At 53.3% G+C, this 17551-nt stretch carries 18 protein-coding genes; 9 read left to right on the top strand and 9 right to left on the bottom strand.

Annotated features, from left to right (window positions below; translation table 11 throughout):
• Positions 1-143 precede the first annotated feature (143 nt).
• The 7 genes from hisA (at position 144) to trxB (ending at position 7549) form a co-directional block, all read left to right on the top strand.
• Positions 144-887: a 1-(5-phosphoribosyl)-5-[(5-phosphoribosylamino)methylideneamino]imidazole-4-carboxamide isomerase gene (hisA, locus tag ACI48K_RS24790; RefSeq protein ID WP_475030303.1), complete on the top strand. Its 744-nt coding sequence runs from the start codon at positions 144-146 to the stop codon at positions 885-887.
• A 110-nt stretch (positions 888-997) separates the two neighbouring features.
• Positions 998-1756, top strand: a complete 759-nt coding sequence (gene hisF, locus ACI48K_RS24795) for an imidazole glycerol phosphate synthase subunit HisF (RefSeq protein ID WP_475030304.1) — start codon at positions 998-1000, stop codon at positions 1754-1756.
• The gene (hisIE, locus tag ACI48K_RS24800; protein ID WP_475030305.1) at positions 1753-2535 is read left to right on the top strand and encodes a bifunctional phosphoribosyl-AMP cyclohydrolase/phosphoribosyl-ATP diphosphatase HisIE; all 783 of its coding nucleotides are present in this window, start codon (positions 1753-1755) and stop codon (positions 2533-2535) included. The genes hisF and hisIE overlap by 4 nt, the downstream gene beginning before the upstream one ends.
• Before the next feature lie 22 nt (positions 2536-2557).
• On the top strand, positions 2558-3382 hold the full coding sequence (gene hisJ / locus ACI48K_RS24805; RefSeq protein ID WP_475030332.1) for a histidinol-phosphatase HisJ: 825 nt from the start codon (positions 2558-2560) through the stop codon (positions 3380-3382).
• A 39-nt stretch (positions 3383-3421) separates the two neighbouring features.
• Positions 3422-4369: a ribose-phosphate diphosphokinase gene (locus ACI48K_RS24810; RefSeq protein ID WP_475030306.1), complete on the top strand. Its 948-nt coding sequence runs from the start codon at positions 3422-3424 to the stop codon at positions 4367-4369.
• 350 nt (positions 4370-4719) lie between these two features.
• Positions 4720-6450 (top strand): tetratricopeptide repeat protein, encoded by a 1731-nt coding sequence (locus ACI48K_RS24815; RefSeq protein ID WP_475030307.1) that lies wholly within the window; start codon positions 4720-4722, stop codon positions 6448-6450.
• A 139-nt stretch (positions 6451-6589) separates the two neighbouring features.
• Positions 6590-7549 (top strand): thioredoxin-disulfide reductase, encoded by a 960-nt coding sequence (gene trxB, locus ACI48K_RS24820; protein ID WP_475030308.1) that lies wholly within the window; start codon positions 6590-6592, stop codon positions 7547-7549.
• A 150-nt stretch (positions 7550-7699) separates the two neighbouring features.
• Here trxB and ACI48K_RS24825 read toward each other — a convergent pair whose 3' ends face one another.
• Positions 7700-8191 carry a hypothetical protein gene (locus ACI48K_RS24825; protein WP_475030309.1) on the bottom strand — a complete coding sequence of 164 codons (492 nt, stop codon included), beginning with the start codon at positions 8189-8191 and terminating at the stop codon, positions 7700-7702.
• Positions 8192-8529: 338 nt separating this feature from the next.
• On the opposite strand from ACI48K_RS24825, the gene ACI48K_RS24830 reads away from it, so the two are divergent.
• Positions 8530-9543, top strand: a complete 1014-nt coding sequence (locus tag ACI48K_RS24830) for an alpha/beta fold hydrolase (protein ID WP_475030310.1) — start codon at positions 8530-8532, stop codon at positions 9541-9543.
• A gap of 537 nt (positions 9544-10080) precedes the next feature.
• On the opposite strand, the gene ACI48K_RS24835 is transcribed toward ACI48K_RS24830, so the two are convergent.
• The 5 genes from ACI48K_RS24835 to ACI48K_RS24855 all read right to left on the bottom strand — a co-directional run bounded on the left by ACI48K_RS24835 (position 10081) and on the right by ACI48K_RS24855 (position 14423).
• On the bottom strand, positions 10081-10683 hold the full coding sequence (locus ACI48K_RS24835) for a response regulator transcription factor (RefSeq protein ID WP_475030311.1): 603 nt from the start codon (positions 10681-10683) through the stop codon (positions 10081-10083).
• Positions 10680-11867, bottom strand: a complete 1188-nt coding sequence (locus tag ACI48K_RS24840; protein ID WP_475030312.1) for a sensor histidine kinase — start codon at positions 11865-11867, stop codon at positions 10680-10682. Before ACI48K_RS24840 ends, ACI48K_RS24835 begins: the two co-directional genes overlap by 4 nt.
• Before the next feature lie 3 nt (positions 11868-11870).
• Complete coding sequence (locus tag ACI48K_RS24845; RefSeq protein WP_475030313.1) at positions 11871-12617, bottom strand: ABC transporter permease; 747 nt, start codon at positions 12615-12617, stop codon at positions 11871-11873.
• 1 nt (position 12618) lies between these two features.
• Positions 12619-13527, bottom strand: coding sequence for an ABC transporter ATP-binding protein (locus ACI48K_RS24850; RefSeq protein WP_475030314.1), 909 nt, complete (start codon positions 13525-13527; stop codon positions 12619-12621).
• 128 nt (positions 13528-13655) lie between these two features.
• On the bottom strand, positions 13656-14423 hold the full coding sequence (locus ACI48K_RS24855) for an MBL fold metallo-hydrolase (protein WP_475030315.1): 768 nt from the start codon (positions 14421-14423) through the stop codon (positions 13656-13658).
• 142 nt (positions 14424-14565) lie between these two features.
• Here ACI48K_RS24855 and ACI48K_RS24860 point away from each other — a divergent pair, with 142 nt between their 5' ends.
• A complete protein-coding gene (locus tag ACI48K_RS24860) occupies positions 14566-14994 on the top strand; it encodes an Lrp/AsnC family transcriptional regulator (protein ID WP_475030333.1) in 429 nt (142 codons plus the stop codon).
• 58 nt (positions 14995-15052) lie between these two features.
• On the opposite strand, the gene ACI48K_RS24865 is transcribed toward ACI48K_RS24860, so the two are convergent.
• Genes ACI48K_RS24865 through ACI48K_RS24875 form a run of 3 tightly spaced genes read right to left on the bottom strand, consistent with a single transcriptional unit; the run spans position 15053 to position 17413 of the window.
• The gene (locus ACI48K_RS24865) at positions 15053-15787 is read right to left on the bottom strand and encodes an ABC transporter permease (protein ID WP_475030316.1); all 735 of its coding nucleotides are present in this window, start codon (positions 15785-15787) and stop codon (positions 15053-15055) included.
• A 1-nt stretch (position 15788) separates the two neighbouring features.
• Positions 15789-16502 carry an ABC transporter permease gene (locus ACI48K_RS24870; RefSeq protein WP_475030317.1) on the bottom strand — a complete coding sequence of 238 codons (714 nt, stop codon included), beginning with the start codon at positions 16500-16502 and terminating at the stop codon, positions 15789-15791.
• Positions 16499-17413, bottom strand: coding sequence for an ABC transporter ATP-binding protein (locus ACI48K_RS24875; RefSeq protein WP_475030318.1), 915 nt, complete (start codon positions 17411-17413; stop codon positions 16499-16501). Before ACI48K_RS24875 ends, ACI48K_RS24870 begins: the two co-directional genes overlap by 4 nt.
• Between the last annotated feature and the right edge of the window lie 138 nt (positions 17414-17551).

A 17551-nucleotide genomic window follows, 5' to 3' on the forward strand; every position in this document is an offset into this window, starting at 1 on the left:
GAAATGGTCGTTTCAGGCTCAAAATTACAAGAATAGCGCCATTATTGGCCTCTATTTTTGTAAAATCGCTCGAAATTCCTGAAATAGCGCCAAAAATAACCGCTATTTTAAATTAAAGAAAGTCTGCGGGAGGTATTGATGCGATGTCTTCATTTGTGATCTATCCGGCGATTGATATCCGGGGCGGGAAATGTGTTCGCCTGGTGCAAGGCGATTACGGGCGCGAAACCGTCTATAACGACAATCCGGTGGAAGTCGCCCGCTCTTGGGAGCGCCAGGGCGGTACCTTTATCCACCTGGTGGATTTGGATGGCGCCAAAGCCGGCCACCCCGTAAACGACGCGCTGATCGGAGAAATCGCCCGCAGCGTGCAGGTTCCCGTACAGGTTGGCGGCGGACTCCGAACGCTGGGCGATGTGCAAAGATTACTGTCGCTTGGCGTCAGCCGCGTCATTCTTGGCACCGCGGCGATCGAGGATCGCGAATTCACCGAAGCGGTGCTGGGCGGGTACGGCGACCGGGTAGCCATCGGCATCGATGCCCGGAACGGCTTCGTGGCGACGCGCGGCTGGCTGGAAACGTCCGAGGTGCAGGCGGAGGAGCTTGCGGCCCAGCTCGCGGACAAGGGTGCGGAAACATTCATTTTTACCGATATCTCAAGGGACGGCATGATGCAGGGCCCCAACGTGGAAGCGATCCGTTCTCTGGCCAAAGCATCAGGTCGGACGGTCATAGCTTCCGGCGGGGTGACGGTGCAGGAGGATCTGCTGAAGCTGGCGGCCCACGCGAACGAGGGTGTCGGTGGAGCTATCGTGGGCAAGGCTTTATATACGGAAAGCATTCAATTGTCGGAGGCGATTCGGGCGGTCGCGGGCGTGTTGAAGTAGCGGCAGCCGTGCAAGCTGCTTGCAAGCGGCTCACGAGTTCGGCGCGACGCACGCCAGCTTCGTCAGGTTAGTCTATCCACTTTGGAACATTGGAAAGGAAGTCGGGTCATATGCTCGCAAAGCGAATTATCCCGTGTCTGGATGTGAAGGACGGACGGGTGGTAAAAGGCGTAAATTTCGTGAATCTTCGCGATGCCGGGGACCCCGTGGAGCTGGCGGCGCTGTATGACCGGGAGGGCGCGGATGAGCTTGTTTTTCTGGACATCTCCGCTTCGAACGAGGGTCGTGCAACGATGATCGAAGTCGTGAGGCAAACCGCGGGGGAAATTGCCATTCCTTTTACTGTCGGCGGCGGCATCTCCCAAGTGGACGATATGAAGCGCTTGCTGCGGGCCGGTGCGGACAAGATCGGCATCAATACGGCGGCGATTCTGAATCCCGGGCTGATCTCGGACGGGGCGCGGCGTTTCGGTTCCCAATGCATGGTGGTGGCGGTGGACGCCAAATACAATGCGGAATGGGGCGAGTGGGAAGTGTACACTCACGGCGGCCGCAAGCCGACCGGCATTCGGGCGCTCGCTTGGGTGAGAGAGGCGGAGTCGCGCGGAGCCGGGGAAATCTTGCTGACGAGCATGGACGCCGACGGTACCAAGGACGGGTTCGATTTGCCGCTGACCGCCGCGGTGAGCGGCACGGTGGGCATTCCCGTCATCGCTTCGGGCGGCGCGGGACAACCGGCGGATTTTTACGATGTTTTTACGGAAGGCAAGGCGGACGCTGCACTGGCGGCGACGATTTTTCACTATAAGGAAATCGCGGTACCGGAGTTGAAACGGGAACTAAAGGCTAGAGGAGTGGAGATAAGATGACGGAGAATCAACCGCTGCAATTGTTGCTTTCGATAGATGATTTAGAGCAGGCCATCAAGTGGGACGCCCAGGGACTTGTTCCGGCCATCGTCCAGGACGCGGATACGAAGGATGTGCTGATGCTGGCCTATATGAACCGCGAGTCGCTTAAGAAATCGGTGCAAACCGGACAAACCTGGTTTTGGAGCCGCTCCCGTGCGGAATTGTGGAATAAAGGGGCTACTTCGGGCAATACTCAGTGGGTTACCGCGCTGCGTTACGACTGCGACGGGGATACGCTGCTGCTTGAAGTCAATCGGAAAGGGCCAGCCTGCCACACCGGAGAAGACAGCTGTTTTTACCGGACGGCGGCGGTTAAGAGCGGCGAACGAACCGTAGACGGAGATAAAGCCGAAGGTGACAAAACCGAAGCAATCGCGGCTATCCCGGCCAAAGAGGACTACGCGGCTAACGCTGGTCGCGAAAGGATGCCGGACGGCGGCCGCTTCCAGGTGCTTGCTGAGCTGGAGCAGTTGATCGCCGCGCGGTATGCGGAACGTCCCGAAGGCGCGTATACCACGTATTTGTTCGAGAAGGGTCTCGACAAGATTCTCAAGAAAGTAGGCGAAGAAACCGCCGAATCGATCATTGCAGCCAAAAACAAAGACAACGACGAGTTGCGGTACGAGGTGAGCGACCTCATTTATCACCTGTTGGTGCTGCTGCGCGAGCGGGATTTGCCGCTGGATGAAATTATGCGGGAGCTGGAGCGGCGTCATGAACGTCCGCGCCGCGACTAGCACGAAAGGCGGAGCGCAGGAAATGCTGATCGATTACCATACGCATCACGAACGCTGCGGCCATGCCGTGGGTACCTTGGAGCAATACGTACTCCGGGGAATCGAGCTCGGTTTATCCCATATCGGCCTGTCCGACCATATGCCTTTGCTGCATGTCGATCCGGCCGAGTATTATCCCGAAATGGCCATGCCGCTCGCCGAATTGCCCCGCTATGTAGAGGAGGCGCTGTCTCTTAAGGAGAAGTACCGGGGACGAATTGAAGTCAAGGTCGGCCTGGAGGGGGATTATATAGAAGGCTGGGAGGAAGAGATCGGGAAGATCGTTACGGGATACCCGTGGGATTACGTGATCGGCTCGGTTCATTTTCTCGGAGAATGGGACGTTTCGGACTTCCGCCAAGTTCATAACTGGGAGGGCCAGGACGTCTTTGCGGTCTATGAACGTTATTACAATGCGATAGCCAAAGCGGCCGCGACCGGATTTTACGATATCATGGGCCATTTGGACGTGATCAAAAGATTCGGCTATCGTCCGGGGCCGGAGCGTGAGCAGGAAACCGTGCAGCTTGAGCAAAATGCGCTGCGAACCGTGGCCGATGCCGGAGTCGCGATGGAACTGAACGCCTCCGGTTTATCCAAGCCGTGCGCCGAAATGTTCCCGGGCCGCCGAATCCTGCAGACCGCCGTTCAGCTGAATATCCCGCTGACCGTCGGCTCGGACGCGCATGATCCGGATAAGCTTGGCGAGTACTTGGACACTGCGCGTAAAGAGTTGTATGATTTAGGTGTACGAGAGTTGGCCACATTTGAAGGGCGCAAGCGGACCATGATTCCTCTGGAATTGTAGCTTGCCGAATCATCCAATCTGATGTTTTGGGAGGGTACTATGGAAGCCAAGATGCGGATTTTTTCCGGTTCCTCCAATCCGAAGCTGACGGCGCAAATTTGCGAGCGTCTGGACGTGGAACCCGGAAAAATCAAACTGTCACGGTTCAAAAGCGGAGAAATTTATGTGCACTACGAGGAAAGTGTCCGCAATTACGATGTGTTTCTGGTACAGTCGCTTTCGCATCCGATCAATGAGCTGTTTGTCGAACTGTTGGTTATGATTGACGCGGCCAAAAGAGCTTCCGCCCGCACCGTCAATATCATCATGCCCTACTACGGCTACGCACGCCAGGAGCGCAAATCCGCGCCTCGGGAGCCGATTTCGGCCAAAATGCTGGCCGATGTGCTTACCACGGCCGGAGCAAACCGGGTGATCACGATGGATTTGCACGCGCCCGCGATCCAGGGATTTTTCAATATTCCGGTGGATCATCTGACGGCGCTCGACTTGATGACGGATTATCTCAAAGCGCAAAACATCCAGAATCCCGTGATCGTGTCTCCGGACGCGGGACGGGCTTCGACGGCGGAGAAGCTGGCCAGCGGCCTCGATTCGCCTTTTGCGATCATGATCAAAAAGCGTCCGGCGCATAACCAATCGGTGATCACGCACGTGATCGGCGATGTGGCGGGGCATACTCCGATCATCATCGAAGATTTGATCGATACGGGGTCCACCATCGTAAATGTGGTGGAGGGTCTGAAGGAACGGGGCGCCGAGGACGCATACGTCTGCGCGACGCACGGGTTATTTTCGGACGGGGCGATCCAAAAGCTGCAGCATCCGAACATCCGTGAGGTTGTCATCACCGATTCCATCGCTCAACCGGAGCAGCATCCGGATAATTTCAAGGTTTTGCCTATTGCGCCTATGCTGGCGAGAGCCGTTAAATTCATTATGGAGGGCGGGTCGATCGCCGCTCTGTTTAAAGACCGGGGAATTTGAAGCCGCTCCTCGCTTCGACGGATATATACCATGTAAAAGCTGTCCTTTGGACAGCTTTTTTTAATGGATGTTTGTCGTATTTTGGCATAACATAAATATCTATTTCTATGCATAATATGGTATATTTTGTGTGTTGAAATTAAGCTGCTGGATGAGACGGGTTGGCTGATAGAGCTGCAAGTTTCGAAAACATGGCATTTTTCCGCACCCGCGCATCTTTCCATTCAAGGTGAAAATCCGTTATTTACCGCCCGGATTCCCCGTGGGAGGACAGCTTTTACTATGGTATACTGGTTTGGAGAGATTTTTGAAGGATGTATGAAATGGACGATATAAAGGAGGTGCCTTGCTTGGAAGAGAAAAAACAACCTAAGGGGAACACGCGGGGAAAAGTTCTGCCGATCTCTATGGACGCAGGTTTTTTCTTTGAGAGGGCCGTGTCTTCATTGGACCGCTATCACTATGACAAGGCATTGAAATATTTTCGCAAGGCTGTGGAATACGAACCGGGAAACCCGGTGAATCACTGCAATATGGCGGGGATTTTGTCGGAAATGGGAGATTACGAGGCGTCCAACGCCGCGTTGTCCGTGGTACTGAAGGAAATCGACCCGACCATGACGGAATGCTATTTTTATATGGCCAACAATTATGCGAATATGGATTTGTTCGAAGCGGCGGAAGAGGCTCTGATCACCTATTTGGAAGAAGACCCGCATGGCCAGTTTTTGGCCGAGGCGGAAGAGATGATGGATTTGCTCCAATATGAGCTGGACCGTCCGACGAAACCGAGAAGCATCAAATCAAGCGGCGGTGTGTTTGAACATGATCAAGCCAGGGAGCTGCTGGAACAGGGCAAATTCGCTCAAGCCGTGAAGCTTTTGGAGGAACTGGTTGAGAAGCACCCCGACTTTCAGGCGGCCCGCAACAATCTGGCGCTGGGTTATTATTATCTGGGTTTATTCCAAAAAGCGAAGGATACGATTCGCGAGGTGCTGGAGCGAGAGCCCGGCAATTTGCACGGCCTGTGTAATCTGGCGATTTTTTATCAGCACGAAGGAAACCGGGAAGCTCTTGCCGAGCTAACGAATATGCTGCGGAAAATTGTTCCTTTCCACCAGGAGCATGTTTTTAAGCTGGCTACGACGATGGGCATCTTGGGAGAACACGAAACGGCGTATGAACACTTTAAACGGCTGCTTCAGGACGAGGATATGAACGGCGATCCAAGCCTGCACCATTATACGGCTGTTGCGGCTTATCATACGGGCCGTTTTGACGAAGCCAAAAAACTGTGGCAGCAAGTCGGCAGGCTTGATCAAGGCAGCCGCCTTCCGGACTTTTATTTAAGCCGGTTGGAGGAACCCGGAGCCGAGCCGGGGACGCTTACGGCCAGCTATCATTATCATTTGCCGTTTGAGGAGCAGTTTAAGCTGTGGGAACGATCGGAAGACGCGCTCCCGCCGGAGCTGCAAAACGATCCGCTGGTGCGTTCTTCCTTCTTCTGGGCGCTTCGCCATGGAGACGCCAAAACGAAGCTGCAGGTGATTCAAGCCCTCAGCCTGATTGCCGACAGCGAGGTGGAGGAGGCGCTTCAGGCGTTTTTGCTGGAGCCGGAGGAAGATGAATACTTGAAAGAACTCGCGATTTTTGCGCTGCGCAGCTTGGGCGTCGATCAGCTTATGCCGGTTTGCACCGGGGGAACGACGACGATGGTTAACCCAAGCAAAGTCACCACAAAGCTCCCGGTTTGGCGGAGCGAGTGGCAGGCGGTCGTGGATATGTCCATGAACCGCATGGGCAAAAGCTTTGGGCTTCAACAGCTGCATGACATGGAAACGTTGTGGGTCGACTTTTTGACCCGGCTGTACCCGGATACGCCGCCGATTTCGCATACGGAGGGCTGGGCCGCCGCGCTTGAGTATTTAACGGCCAAAATGCACCGCTATCCGGTTACTTACGAGGCGGTCGCGAAGAAATATGGAATTTCTGCATCGACGGCCAGTAGATATGTGCGCCGCGTTGATGAGGTGTGCGGGGTTAAAGAGAAGATGGAGGCTATTTTCCCATCCGTCCGGTAGCCGCTCGGGCTGCTTGCATTCCGCCCCAGTCATTAGTTCGACTTAAGTAGGGTAAAGCCGTCCAACTTGGGCAAAACTTGATACGGAGGATCAATGACGAATTGATTGCCGATCAGGAGGAGCCAAGGAGGAATGGGATTTGCACAAAACAATCGTAATCGGTACCGGTCCCGCAGGTTTGACGGCGTCCATTTATTTGGCCCGCGCCGGCTTGAACCCGCTCGTCATCGAGGGGGTTCAGCCCGGCGGACAGCTCACGACAACGACGGAAGTGGAGAACTTTCCCGGCTTCCCGGAAGGGATCATGGGGCCGGAGCTTATGGACAATATGCGCAAGCAGGCCGAACGGTTCGGCGCGGAGTTCACCAGCGGATGGGTAGAGCGAGTGGACTTTTCGGTGCGCCCGTTTAAGGTGAAGGTGGAGGGGGGCCGAGAGCTCGAGGCGGAAACGGTGATCCTGTCGACCGGAGCTTCGGCCAGATACCTGGGCATTCCGGGCGAACAGGAGAACGTCGGCCGCGGGGTTAGTACTTGCGCGACATGCGACGGCTTTTTTTTCCGCGGGAAAAAGATCGTTGTTGTGGGCGGAGGAGATTCCGCCATGGAGGAAGCGGGCTTCCTGACGCGTTTTGCGACCCAAGTGACCGTGGTGCATCGGCGTGGCGAGCTCCGGGCATCGCGAATTATGCAGGAGCGGGCCAGAAGCAACGAAAAAATCGACTGGGCGTTAAACCGGACGCCTCTTGAGGTCGCGACGGACGAGAACGGAATCGTGAAGGGTTTGAAAGTTCGCGACAATGCCTCGAATCGGGAGGAGCTGCTGGAAGCAGACGGGGTATTCATCGCGATTGGACATACGCCCAATACCGGTTTCCTCGGCGGCGCGATTGAAACGGACGAGCAGGGTTACATCGCCGTAAAGCCGGGAACGACGGAGACGAACGTGCCGGGGGTATTTGCATGCGGGGACGTTCAGGACACGCGCTACCGCCAGGCGATTACTGCGGCCGGTTCGGGCTGCATGGCGGCGATGGACTGCGAGAAGTTCTTCGAGGGCAGCATGGTCCACGACTGGAGCGGAGAGCTTGGTAAGCCTTGAGCGGACCTCTATATAGGAAAGGCCGGCTGATTTGATTCAGCCGGCCTTTTTCGGGCTATATAAATTGAACTAATGAAAAGTAGTACTCCATTTGAATTTTATTAAATCAAAGAAATCCGGAACAATGGTTCAATTTATATAGAAGTGTTTTTATTTCGCCGGAAAAAGCTGATCCAGCGAGCTTGCAAAGGCATTAAAGTCGAAGTCGCTCTTAATCGCATAATCCTGATTATGGTTTGCGTTATGGTTGTTGTAGATGGAAATCTCCTTGTAACTCCATAGCGTGATGTTCCCATCCATTGAGGAATCCTGATTTTTTGAACGAATCATCATGTTATAGATGTAAGCAGCTTGGTTTGTTTTACTGAGCTCATTTACCTTTTTAATTTTGATATCCGTCAACAGCTCTAAAATTTCTTTAACTTCAGTGGCATCTCTCACGAACACATCATTATCGGGCGGAGCATCCGTTTCTGCGGTTTTAATGCGGCCGCTTTGGAGGTAAATATCATCGGGATTCACCTGATCCAACACGGCTTTCTGTACGGTTGTATTTAAATTCATAGAATAATAGAATCCGTACCCGATCACGGACAAAGCGATAACTATAATAGTAAGAAGATTAGCGGTGCGTTTTTTCATTGGCTTGACCCGTCCTTTTGTCCGTTACTTATTTATTCTCATTGTATATGAAATAGCGCCGACGACCAATACGAACCAAACAAAAGCTGTGCCCTATCGCTCCGGTTGTTCGGACAGAATATTTTCTGTTTGGCAAATTAAGGTGAAGGTATTAAAAATGCTTGTGTGTTGGTTAAAATTTGCATGTTGTCCTTAATGTAGTGTCATTCCTGCGGAAATGCGTAATTTAGTGGTCCAGTCTTAGGCTAGACAAAGGTCTAGCGAGAGATCACGACTTAAATCCATTATTACGTACTGTCGAAACTGCTAAGATAACTCTATGAAAAAGAGATTATTGATTGGAGTTGGCTATGATAAAACAACATGAAGGCAAAGGAACAAGCAGGAAGATGTGGAAGCGGTTCGGAAAAGGATTTGGAACACTAATCGGGTTGATATTATTGGCTATACTAGGAGGTTTTATCAATCATCAAATCAAATTAAACCAAGAAGCGGAGTTGTTTAAGCCGCTCGGTCAAATGGTTTCGGTAAACGGCCATGAGATGAGCGTGTATACGGAGGGGGAGGGGAGTGCCACTCTCGTTTTTTTAGCCGGAGGCGGAACGGCTTCTCCGATCTTGGATTTCAGGAGCCTTTATTCCCGATTAAGCGGCGAATATAAAATTGCGGTCGTTGAGCGTGCGGGATATGGATTCAGCGAGGTTGCGGATGTGCCAAGGGATATCGATACCGTGTTGGAAGAGACAAGGGATTCGTTGAGATTAGCTGGTGTAAAAGCACCTTATATTCTATTCCCCCATTCGATGTCTGGCTTAGAGGCCATATACTGGGCGCAGAAGCATCCCGAAGAAGTGTCGGGCATTATAGGACTCGATGCAGCAGTACCCGGTTCTTATTCCGATGTGAATGTTCCGAACAGTATTCTATTCGACTTATTCTCATTTGGAGCTAAAATGGGGATTACGCGGTTCATTCCGTCGATGATCGATGGTGAAGCGGCTATTATGGCAGGTACACTGACGGATCATGAAAAAGAGATTTATAAATCCGTCTACTATAGAAGAACGGAAACAAAACCTATGATAACGGAGATGGAAAGCGTAAAATCGAATGCCCGGAAAGTGAATGGCACGCCCTCCCCTCAAGTCCCGATGTTGTTCTTCACGTCGAACGGGAAGGGGACGGGAATCGCTACGAAGGAATGGCAGCAATATCAAAGGGACTTTCTAGCTACAGTAAAGGACAGTCAACAGGTCATCCTCGATTGCGGGCACTATGTACAAGATTTCGAGTATGAGACCATCGCGGCCCAAAGCAGCAAATTCATTAATACTCTCATACAGAACCGATGATTTATACTGGAATGACGAGCTAACGAAATAAGACAACTGAGCGCCGACGATACGGAGCCCTCGTATCTAGGTCATGTCCATATATTGGACCGATGATTAGTTCAAAGGAACAGCGATAGTCTAGGGCTTTATTTTCTAGTAAATCGAACCGGAAATAACATGGTTAATCTGCGGAGATGCTTTTATGGTCAATGGTATCCCATGACTAAGAGTACCCACAAGTAGCGGCATGTTATGGTCTTGTTTTTCGGATTTCCGCGGATTCTTCATCAATAGAGGAACTTTTGGGCCTTATTTTGGAGCAAACAGGGCAAAAAATGGCGATTTTCCGGTGATTTGAGAGAATAGCGCCATTTATGGCCTCTATTTCATGTCAAACGGGGGCTATTGCTCCAATAGCGCCCCTTTATACCCTTATATCTTAGCTTCTTCTGCGCTCGGCTCCCCGTTCCGTTATGTTTACGTTAATTCATTAACCTTCCACTAGTCGATGGGCATCGTTGTTTCAATTTCAGAGTGCAGTCTTAAACTTTATTCTTAAATCCAGCCCTTCTCCTCCGCCAGCCTGACGGCCTCGATTCGGTTTTTTGCGTCCAGTTTGTTCAAAATCTCCGAGATGTAATTGCGGACGGTTCCGTAAGAGAGATGCAGCACGGCGGCGATTTCACCGGCGGTCCGGCCCTCGGCCGCGAGCCTGAGAATCTCTTGCTCCCTTTCGGTGAGGGGGTTCGCCTCGCGGATGCTGCCGAAAACAAGCTCCGGCGACACTTCCCGGTGGCCGGCGACGACGCGCCGGATCGCTTCCGCCAATCGATCGCTCGGCTCGTCTTTAAGCAGATAACCCTGCACGCCCGCCTTCACGGCGCGTTCAAAATAGCCTGGACGCGCGAAGGTCGTCAATATAATAACCCGGCAAGAGGAATTTTGCTCTTTAAGGGCTTCCGCCACGTCCAGTCCGGTCATCCGCGGCATCTCGATGTCCATCAGGCATACATCCGGCTGCAGGCTTCGAATTTGGGAGAGTGCGTCGGCTCCGTCTCCGGCTTCGCCAACCACTTCGATATCGTCTTCCAGATCGAGCAGCGAAGCAAGGGCTCCCCGAAGCAAACGCTGGTCTTCGGCTATGACAATGCGAATCATGCGGGATCACCTTCTTGTTGTTCTTTGACGATTAACGGGACCTTGATGATCAGCCGGGTTCCCTCGGATTTATTCGCGCAGGAGGCTAAGGTTAACGTACCCTCAATCAGCGATAAGCGTTCGGCCATCCCTTTTAATCCGTTGCCTGGACTTGCGTGGTCCGTTGATGGAGTCCCCATCGCCCTCTCCGTTTCGCTTCCTGATCTGCACTCCAGTCCGATGCCGTCATCGGCAATCTCGAGGGTCACTTCGGAGGTAGCCGCCTCGATGTGGATGGAGCACTTCCGCGCTCCGCTATGCTTTACGATATTGGTGACGGCTTCTTTGATGCAGAGGCTGAGAATATTTTGCGTCAGCGCGGAAACGCCGGTTAGCTTGGGATCCCCGTCCACTCTAAGAGCGATATCCGCCGTGTGCAGCATATCCGTAGCTTCGGCCAATTCCTCGGCCACCGTCACGGCCCGCATGTCCGATACGAGCTCCCGTACCTGACGGAGGGCGGCTCGCGAGGTCCGCTGAATTTCTTGCGCCTCCAGCCGTGCCCGCTCCGGGTCCTTCACCACAAGCTTTTCGACAAGCTGGCTTTTTAATGTGATCAGGGATAAAGTATGTCCCAGCGTATCATGCAAATCGCGGGCGATCCGCATCCGCTCATCCCGCTTGACCAGGTCTTTGATCTGTTCATTGGCCCGGTCGAGCTCCTGCTCCAGGCGTTGTCTGCGGGTCATGGAACGTATGCCGAAAGGAGAGAGCATCATAATGAACAGAAAAGGGATCAAGAAAACCAAATCCGAGCTGGAAAAACTGTTCCAATGTACTATGATGGGCAGCAGCACAACCACCGCAAAAGCGATCATGCCGAAGTTGAATTTCCGATGATCGGTATACCAGCCGATAAAATTGGCGATGAAAAATCCCATAAAAAAGTTGTAAGGATCAAACGCCAGACTCAGTGCCAGGACGATCAGCATTTGCATAGCGAGCCAAAAGGAGAACGTCCTGCCGCTCGTAAAGTACAGCTGCCTGTAAGTGACGATAAACAGACCGAGAAGGGCATATCCGAGAACCATCTTGATGCCTTTCTCGTTCTGGAGGTTAATTATCGGAAGAGCAATATAAATCAGCCACATGTAAGCGAACAATCCGAATTTTTTAGGCAAAAACTGAAATCTTTCGGAGGCCATACTCTAGTACACCACTTCCTGTTTTTTTCGAATATACGAGGATAGTAGCATAAACAGGATCAGATAGCCTAGTAAAACGAATACGCTGTTCCAGCCGGGAGCCTGGCCGTGAACGATTCGCCAAGCGCCGTTGTTGAAATGATAGGAGGGCAGCCATTTACCAATCTCCTGAATGATCCGAGGGAAGCTGTCTATCGGCATCCACATGCCGCCAACCACGGCCATCAGCATGTATAGGACGTTGCTGATCCCGCTTGCCGTGTCAACGCGCCTCATCGTTCCGACCGTCGCACCCATCGCGAGAAACGGAAGCGAAGCGATCAGAATCCAGAGTCCGCTCTTCATCCAGGTTAAAAATGGCAGCGATATTCCGTTGATGAGCATTCCGGCGAGAAAGATAACCACAATGGAGAACAGATGCATAACGGTCTGCCCGAACATTTTGCCGAGGAAGTAGATTGACCCGGGAAGCGGCGTGATCCGCATGAAGGTCGCCCAGCCCTGGGTCCGTTCCTGTACGAGACGGATGCCCAGCGTCATAATGGCCGAGCCCATCACGCTGAAAGTGGTCATGGACATCAAATAATTAGCTTGCCACTGCTTGAGATCATCCCCGCCCGTATTGACCAGCCGGGTAAAAATGAAATAGAACATGATCGGCATGAGCAAGGACCAGAACACATAATAAGGGTTCCGCAGAATCCGCAGCATTTCGGCTTTGCATTGTTTCAAAATCATTTGTGTACGCATGCTACACCGCCTCCTCTTGGCTCATCGTCAACTGTTCAAAAGCGTCGTCCAACCGTCCCTGATCGATTCGGACGTCCCTGACGGGCAGCCTTCCTATGAAGATATCGGCAAGAGCCTCATCGGTATTGTCGGTCGTTACGTGGATCCGCCCGTCCCTGTCATAGCATTCCGCGATGGAGGGCAGCTCTTGCAGCCGTTTGCGAAGCTCGGGACCGTCCTGGTCGGATAGGAAGGAGAGCGAGCGCTTGACGATGCGCGACTTGATTTCGTCCGGCGTTCCGTCCGCAGCCAGTACCCCCCGATTGAAGAGAAGGATTCGGTTCGCGATATCGTCCGCTTCCTGCAGATAATGCGTGGTGAAAATAATGGTTTTGCCTTGCCCCGCCAATTCTCTTACGCTGTCCCAGAACCGCCGGCGCGACTGAATGTCGAGCCCCACGGTCGGTTCGTCGAAGAACAGCAGCTCGGGATTCCCGGCCAGCGCCATTGCAAAGCCCAGGCTTCGCTTTTGTCCGCCGGAGAGCTTCTCCGCATACCGGTTCAGATCGTCCGGGGTCAGGCCGGTTAATCGTACAAGAAAATCCATGTCCATCGGCTTCGGGTAGTATCCCCGGAAGAGCTCCAGCATTTCCCTGACCTTAAGCCGGTCCATGACGCTGACTTCCTGCAGCATCGCTCCGGTTTTTTCGCGTACCGCCTGATCCTTCGGATGCTTGCCGAAGAGCTTGACGGTTCCTCCCGTAGGCTCAAGCAGCCCCAGCAGCATGGAAATGGCGGTTGTTTTCCCCGCGCCATTCGGGCCCAGAATTGCCGTAATCGAACCTTTTTCTATCGTGAATGAAATATTGTCCACCGCTTTTTTGTCCTTGAAGGTTTTGCTGACCTGATTCATTTCGATGATCGCTTCCATGGAGCCTTCGCCTCCGCAAATCGTATTCGGTTCTTCTTCTTTAGAATACAAGATGGCGGGAGGCGGCATTAGTAAGGACTGTCATGACTTTCGGATGACAACTGTCATAAGAAGCGGAGGCTCCTGTATTACATATTTAACTTGTCCCGCATGGCCCACTCGCCGTCTTCCGGGATCGTCACCCGATTCTTCAAGCCCTCGGCGGCAAGGCGGGTGCGTAAATCACTGCGCGTGACCAGGCAGTGGTTGATGGCTTCCATATGCACGGCAATGACCTGCGTATCCGGCTCATAACGGCACAGCTGTACGACTTGATCGTCGTCCATGATAATCGGGTCGCCCGTAACGAAACGCGCACCGCCGGCGTTAACCACGATGATGTCCGGCCGATATTGGTCAAGGGTCAGCCGCACCTCGTCGCACCAAATGGTGTCTCCGGCGAGATATAAGGTTGGTTCGTTTTCGGCCCGGAACACGAACCCTGAGACTTGCCCCATCCACTGGCCGATTTCGCCGGTACCATGATGGCCGCCGGTGCGGGTCAGAGAGACGCCTCGGAACTCATAAGACTCCTGGATAGCAGTTGCGTTCGTGAAGCCCGCGGCGCCGAGATTTTCCTCGTTCCCCGGCTGGCACAACAGCGGCACGGTTTTGGACAGCCGATTGGCTGAGGCCGGGTCCCAGTGGTCAAGATGCAAATGGGTTACGACAACCGCATCCGGCTCCAGCCACGTTTCAACCGGCAGCGGCAAAGGAACAAGCGGATTTCGCCGGTCATTGGCCGAATTGATAATCGGCGGGTTCTCCCCGGCTTCCGAGAACATCGGGTCGATCAGAAACTTCACGTTACCGTATTCGAGCCACAGCGTGGCATTGCGAATCAATTGCATTTTCATCGATAAATACACCCCTTATGTTTGCCAATGTTATTTGTTACAATTTTTATTGTAACGGAGCTGTATTATACGCATGAATACTCCGGTGAAAAGAAACCTCGCGGAATACTTGCGCGATGAAAGGATGGACCGCCAATTGACGATACAACTCCCTGAACTCGACGATACGGATCTGCGGATATTGCGGATGATGCTGGAGGATGCCAGCCTTTCCTTCAAAGAAATCGGGCAAACGGTGCATTTGACCGGTCAGGCGGTTGGCGCACGGGTTCGGCGGCTACAGGATCTCGGCGTTATTGAAGGGTACACCCTGCGCTGGAACCCCGAGCGCGTCGGCTTATCGGTGCATGCTTTTGTGACGGTGTTTATGGCATTGGGGAAATCTCATCAGAAGTTTCGGGATTTTGCCGCAGCGAACGAAAGCGTGGTGGAAGCGCATCGGGTTAGCGGAGAAGGCTGCTATTGGTTAAGGGTGCGGGTGGACACGGCCGACAGCCTGAACGGGCTGCTGGATAGCCTGCTTGAGTTCGGCAATTACAAACTCAGCTTATCGATTGAACGAGTGAAATAGAAGAAACGTCAAAAAGCCTCCGGGAGAAATGAGTTCTCCCGGAGGCTTTTGCATTTCACTAGATTTCCTTCCGGCGGAAATAAAGGAGACCGGCCGCCAGGAAGAGCAGAAAGCTGCCGAGGATGGTAATGATCAGACTTTCGTACGGAAGATTTAGCGCGCCATAGTCATCCTGCCCTCTCGGCATCATTGCCAGAATCGGCTGTGCCCACGGATAAAAAGGGCCGATTTTGGCCGAATTGACGATCAGGATATTCGGTATGGTCAGCGACACGTTGACGGCGAGCGGCGCGGCGAAGCTGGACCAAAACAGCGAGATTCCGAGCTGCAGCGCCACCAGCGGCAGGCAGGCGATAAAGCCGCCGGCCAGGCTGACGGCAATCATGTGCCAAGGGATTGGCGTGCTGACGTTCTGCACCAGGGCGACCACCAGGAGAGCCGAGAGAAAGAGCAGCTGGGAGATCAGCAGCAGCACGGCTACGACCGTAAATTTAGCCAGATATACGGCCGTTCGGGATACCGGCAGCACAAGCAGCTGCTTCCAGCCGCCGCCGGTATGTTCATAGCGGCAAATAAACGCCGGAAACAAGCCGGACATAATCGGCAGGAACAAAAGGGCGTGCAGCATCGACATGCCTGCGATGATCAATGGCCACGGATTCTCTCCGAATCGAATGTCGACGAGGACGCCGATCAGCGAGGAAAGAACCGGACTGGCGAGCAAAACAAGCCACAGGCGGGATTTGGACATTTTTAACCGTTCCGCCGCAAGCACCTTGAGGAAGGTTCTCATGTTAATCGACATCCTTTCGGTTGAAATGGATCAGTCCGACGAGCCAAATGACTGCGCCAGCCGCGATACCGGCGGCAATGAACCACTCCCGGTGCGGACTTACGTATCCGAAGGTCGGCCAGTTGAGCGGGAACCACTTCGATAGATTCAGAGTAAACGGAGATACGATAGCTGCAGTTACGCCCAGGGATACCGGCAGAGCCTGATTGCGGAAGGTCAGAGACAACCAAAGCTGAAGCGCGAGCAGCGGCAAAGCCGCCAGAAACGGGAAGAAACCCAAGGTAAGAAGATCGCTGTACGGCATATCCGTGTTGAAGCCGAAAATCAGCCCCAGTATAACGGTCCCCAGCGGCAGCAGAAAGCAGGAAACTACCAGCAGGATGAAACACAGCAGAAATTTGGCGCCGAAAACGGCCGTACGCGAGATCGGCAGGGCAAGCAGCTGCTTCCAGGAGCTCATCTGGTGCTCCACATTGGCTACAAGCGAGCTGACCAGCGTACATCCGAGATAGAGCGAGATGGGCACAAAGAGGGAAATATCGTCGATCAACCCGCCCCAGGGATCAGCCTTATGCAATTTCATCATATAGTCGAAGCGAAAGCCGTAATTCAGCGCCTGCATGACGACAAGCCCGACCGGCGCGAGAAAGATCAGGAACCAGATTCCCTTGCGGCGGATTTTCAGAAAGTCCGCGGCCAGCGAACGAATCATCATGACGCGCTTCCCTCCCCGATGACCTGCATAAAGATGTCCTCCAAGGACTTCTTGTTCTGCTCGACCCGGTAGATGGAATGCCCGTTTTCCACCAGGCTTTTGACGATGGCCGCCACCTGAGGGTCTTTCATGCCGGGAAAAATCAGCTTTCCTTGCTGAAGCGTTCCGATAGCTCCGTGATCGCGGGCGATCCACAGCGCGGCATCCGGTTCGGATACCATCAACTCCATATTGTGCGCCGACTGCAGCCGCAGATTTTCAATCGTATTCTGGAATACCATCCGGCCTTCGCGGATAATCCCGACGGTATTGGCCATGAGTTCCACTTCTCCAAGGAGGTGGCTGGACACCAGAACGGTAATGCCGAATTGCTTCGGCATGCTTTTGATCAGCTCGCGGATTTCATGAATCCCGGACGGGTCAAGCCCGTTCGTCGGTTCATCCAAAATGAGCAGTTCGGGGTTCCCGAGCAGGGCGGCCGCGATGCCAAGCCGCTGTTTCATGCCAAGCGAGAAGCCCTTGACGGGTCTGCGGGCCTCGCCGCTTAAAGAAACGATCTCGAGCACTTCATCGATTCGGGACTTGGGCACGTCCAAAATTCGCCGGATCGCTTCAAGATTGTCGACGGCGCTCAGGTGGCCGTAATACGACGGATACTCCACCAGCGAACCGATCCGTCGCAGAATCTCCAATTTATCCTTGCGCAGATCATTGCCGAAGACACGGATCGATCCGGCCGTCGGCTGGATCAGGCCCAGCAGCATCCGGATTGTCGTCGTTTTTCCGGCTCCGTTCGGACCAAGAAAGCCATAGATATCGCCTTTGGCAATCTCCAGGTTCAAATCGTCCACGGCGGGACGTCCCTTATATTTTTTCGTAAGTCCTTGCGTTTGAATAATCCATTCACTCACGATTCATCACCTCGGGAACCATCATATCGCCCGAAGGTTAAAGGCGGAGAAGGCGCTAGTTTAAGTTTTGTTTAAAAATCTCTCAAACGGCCCTTTGTGTGCAAATTCCTGTATATCTACAGTTTGTCGCGGCTGATC

It is taken from the genome of Paenibacillus terrisolis, from assembly GCF_056171975.1.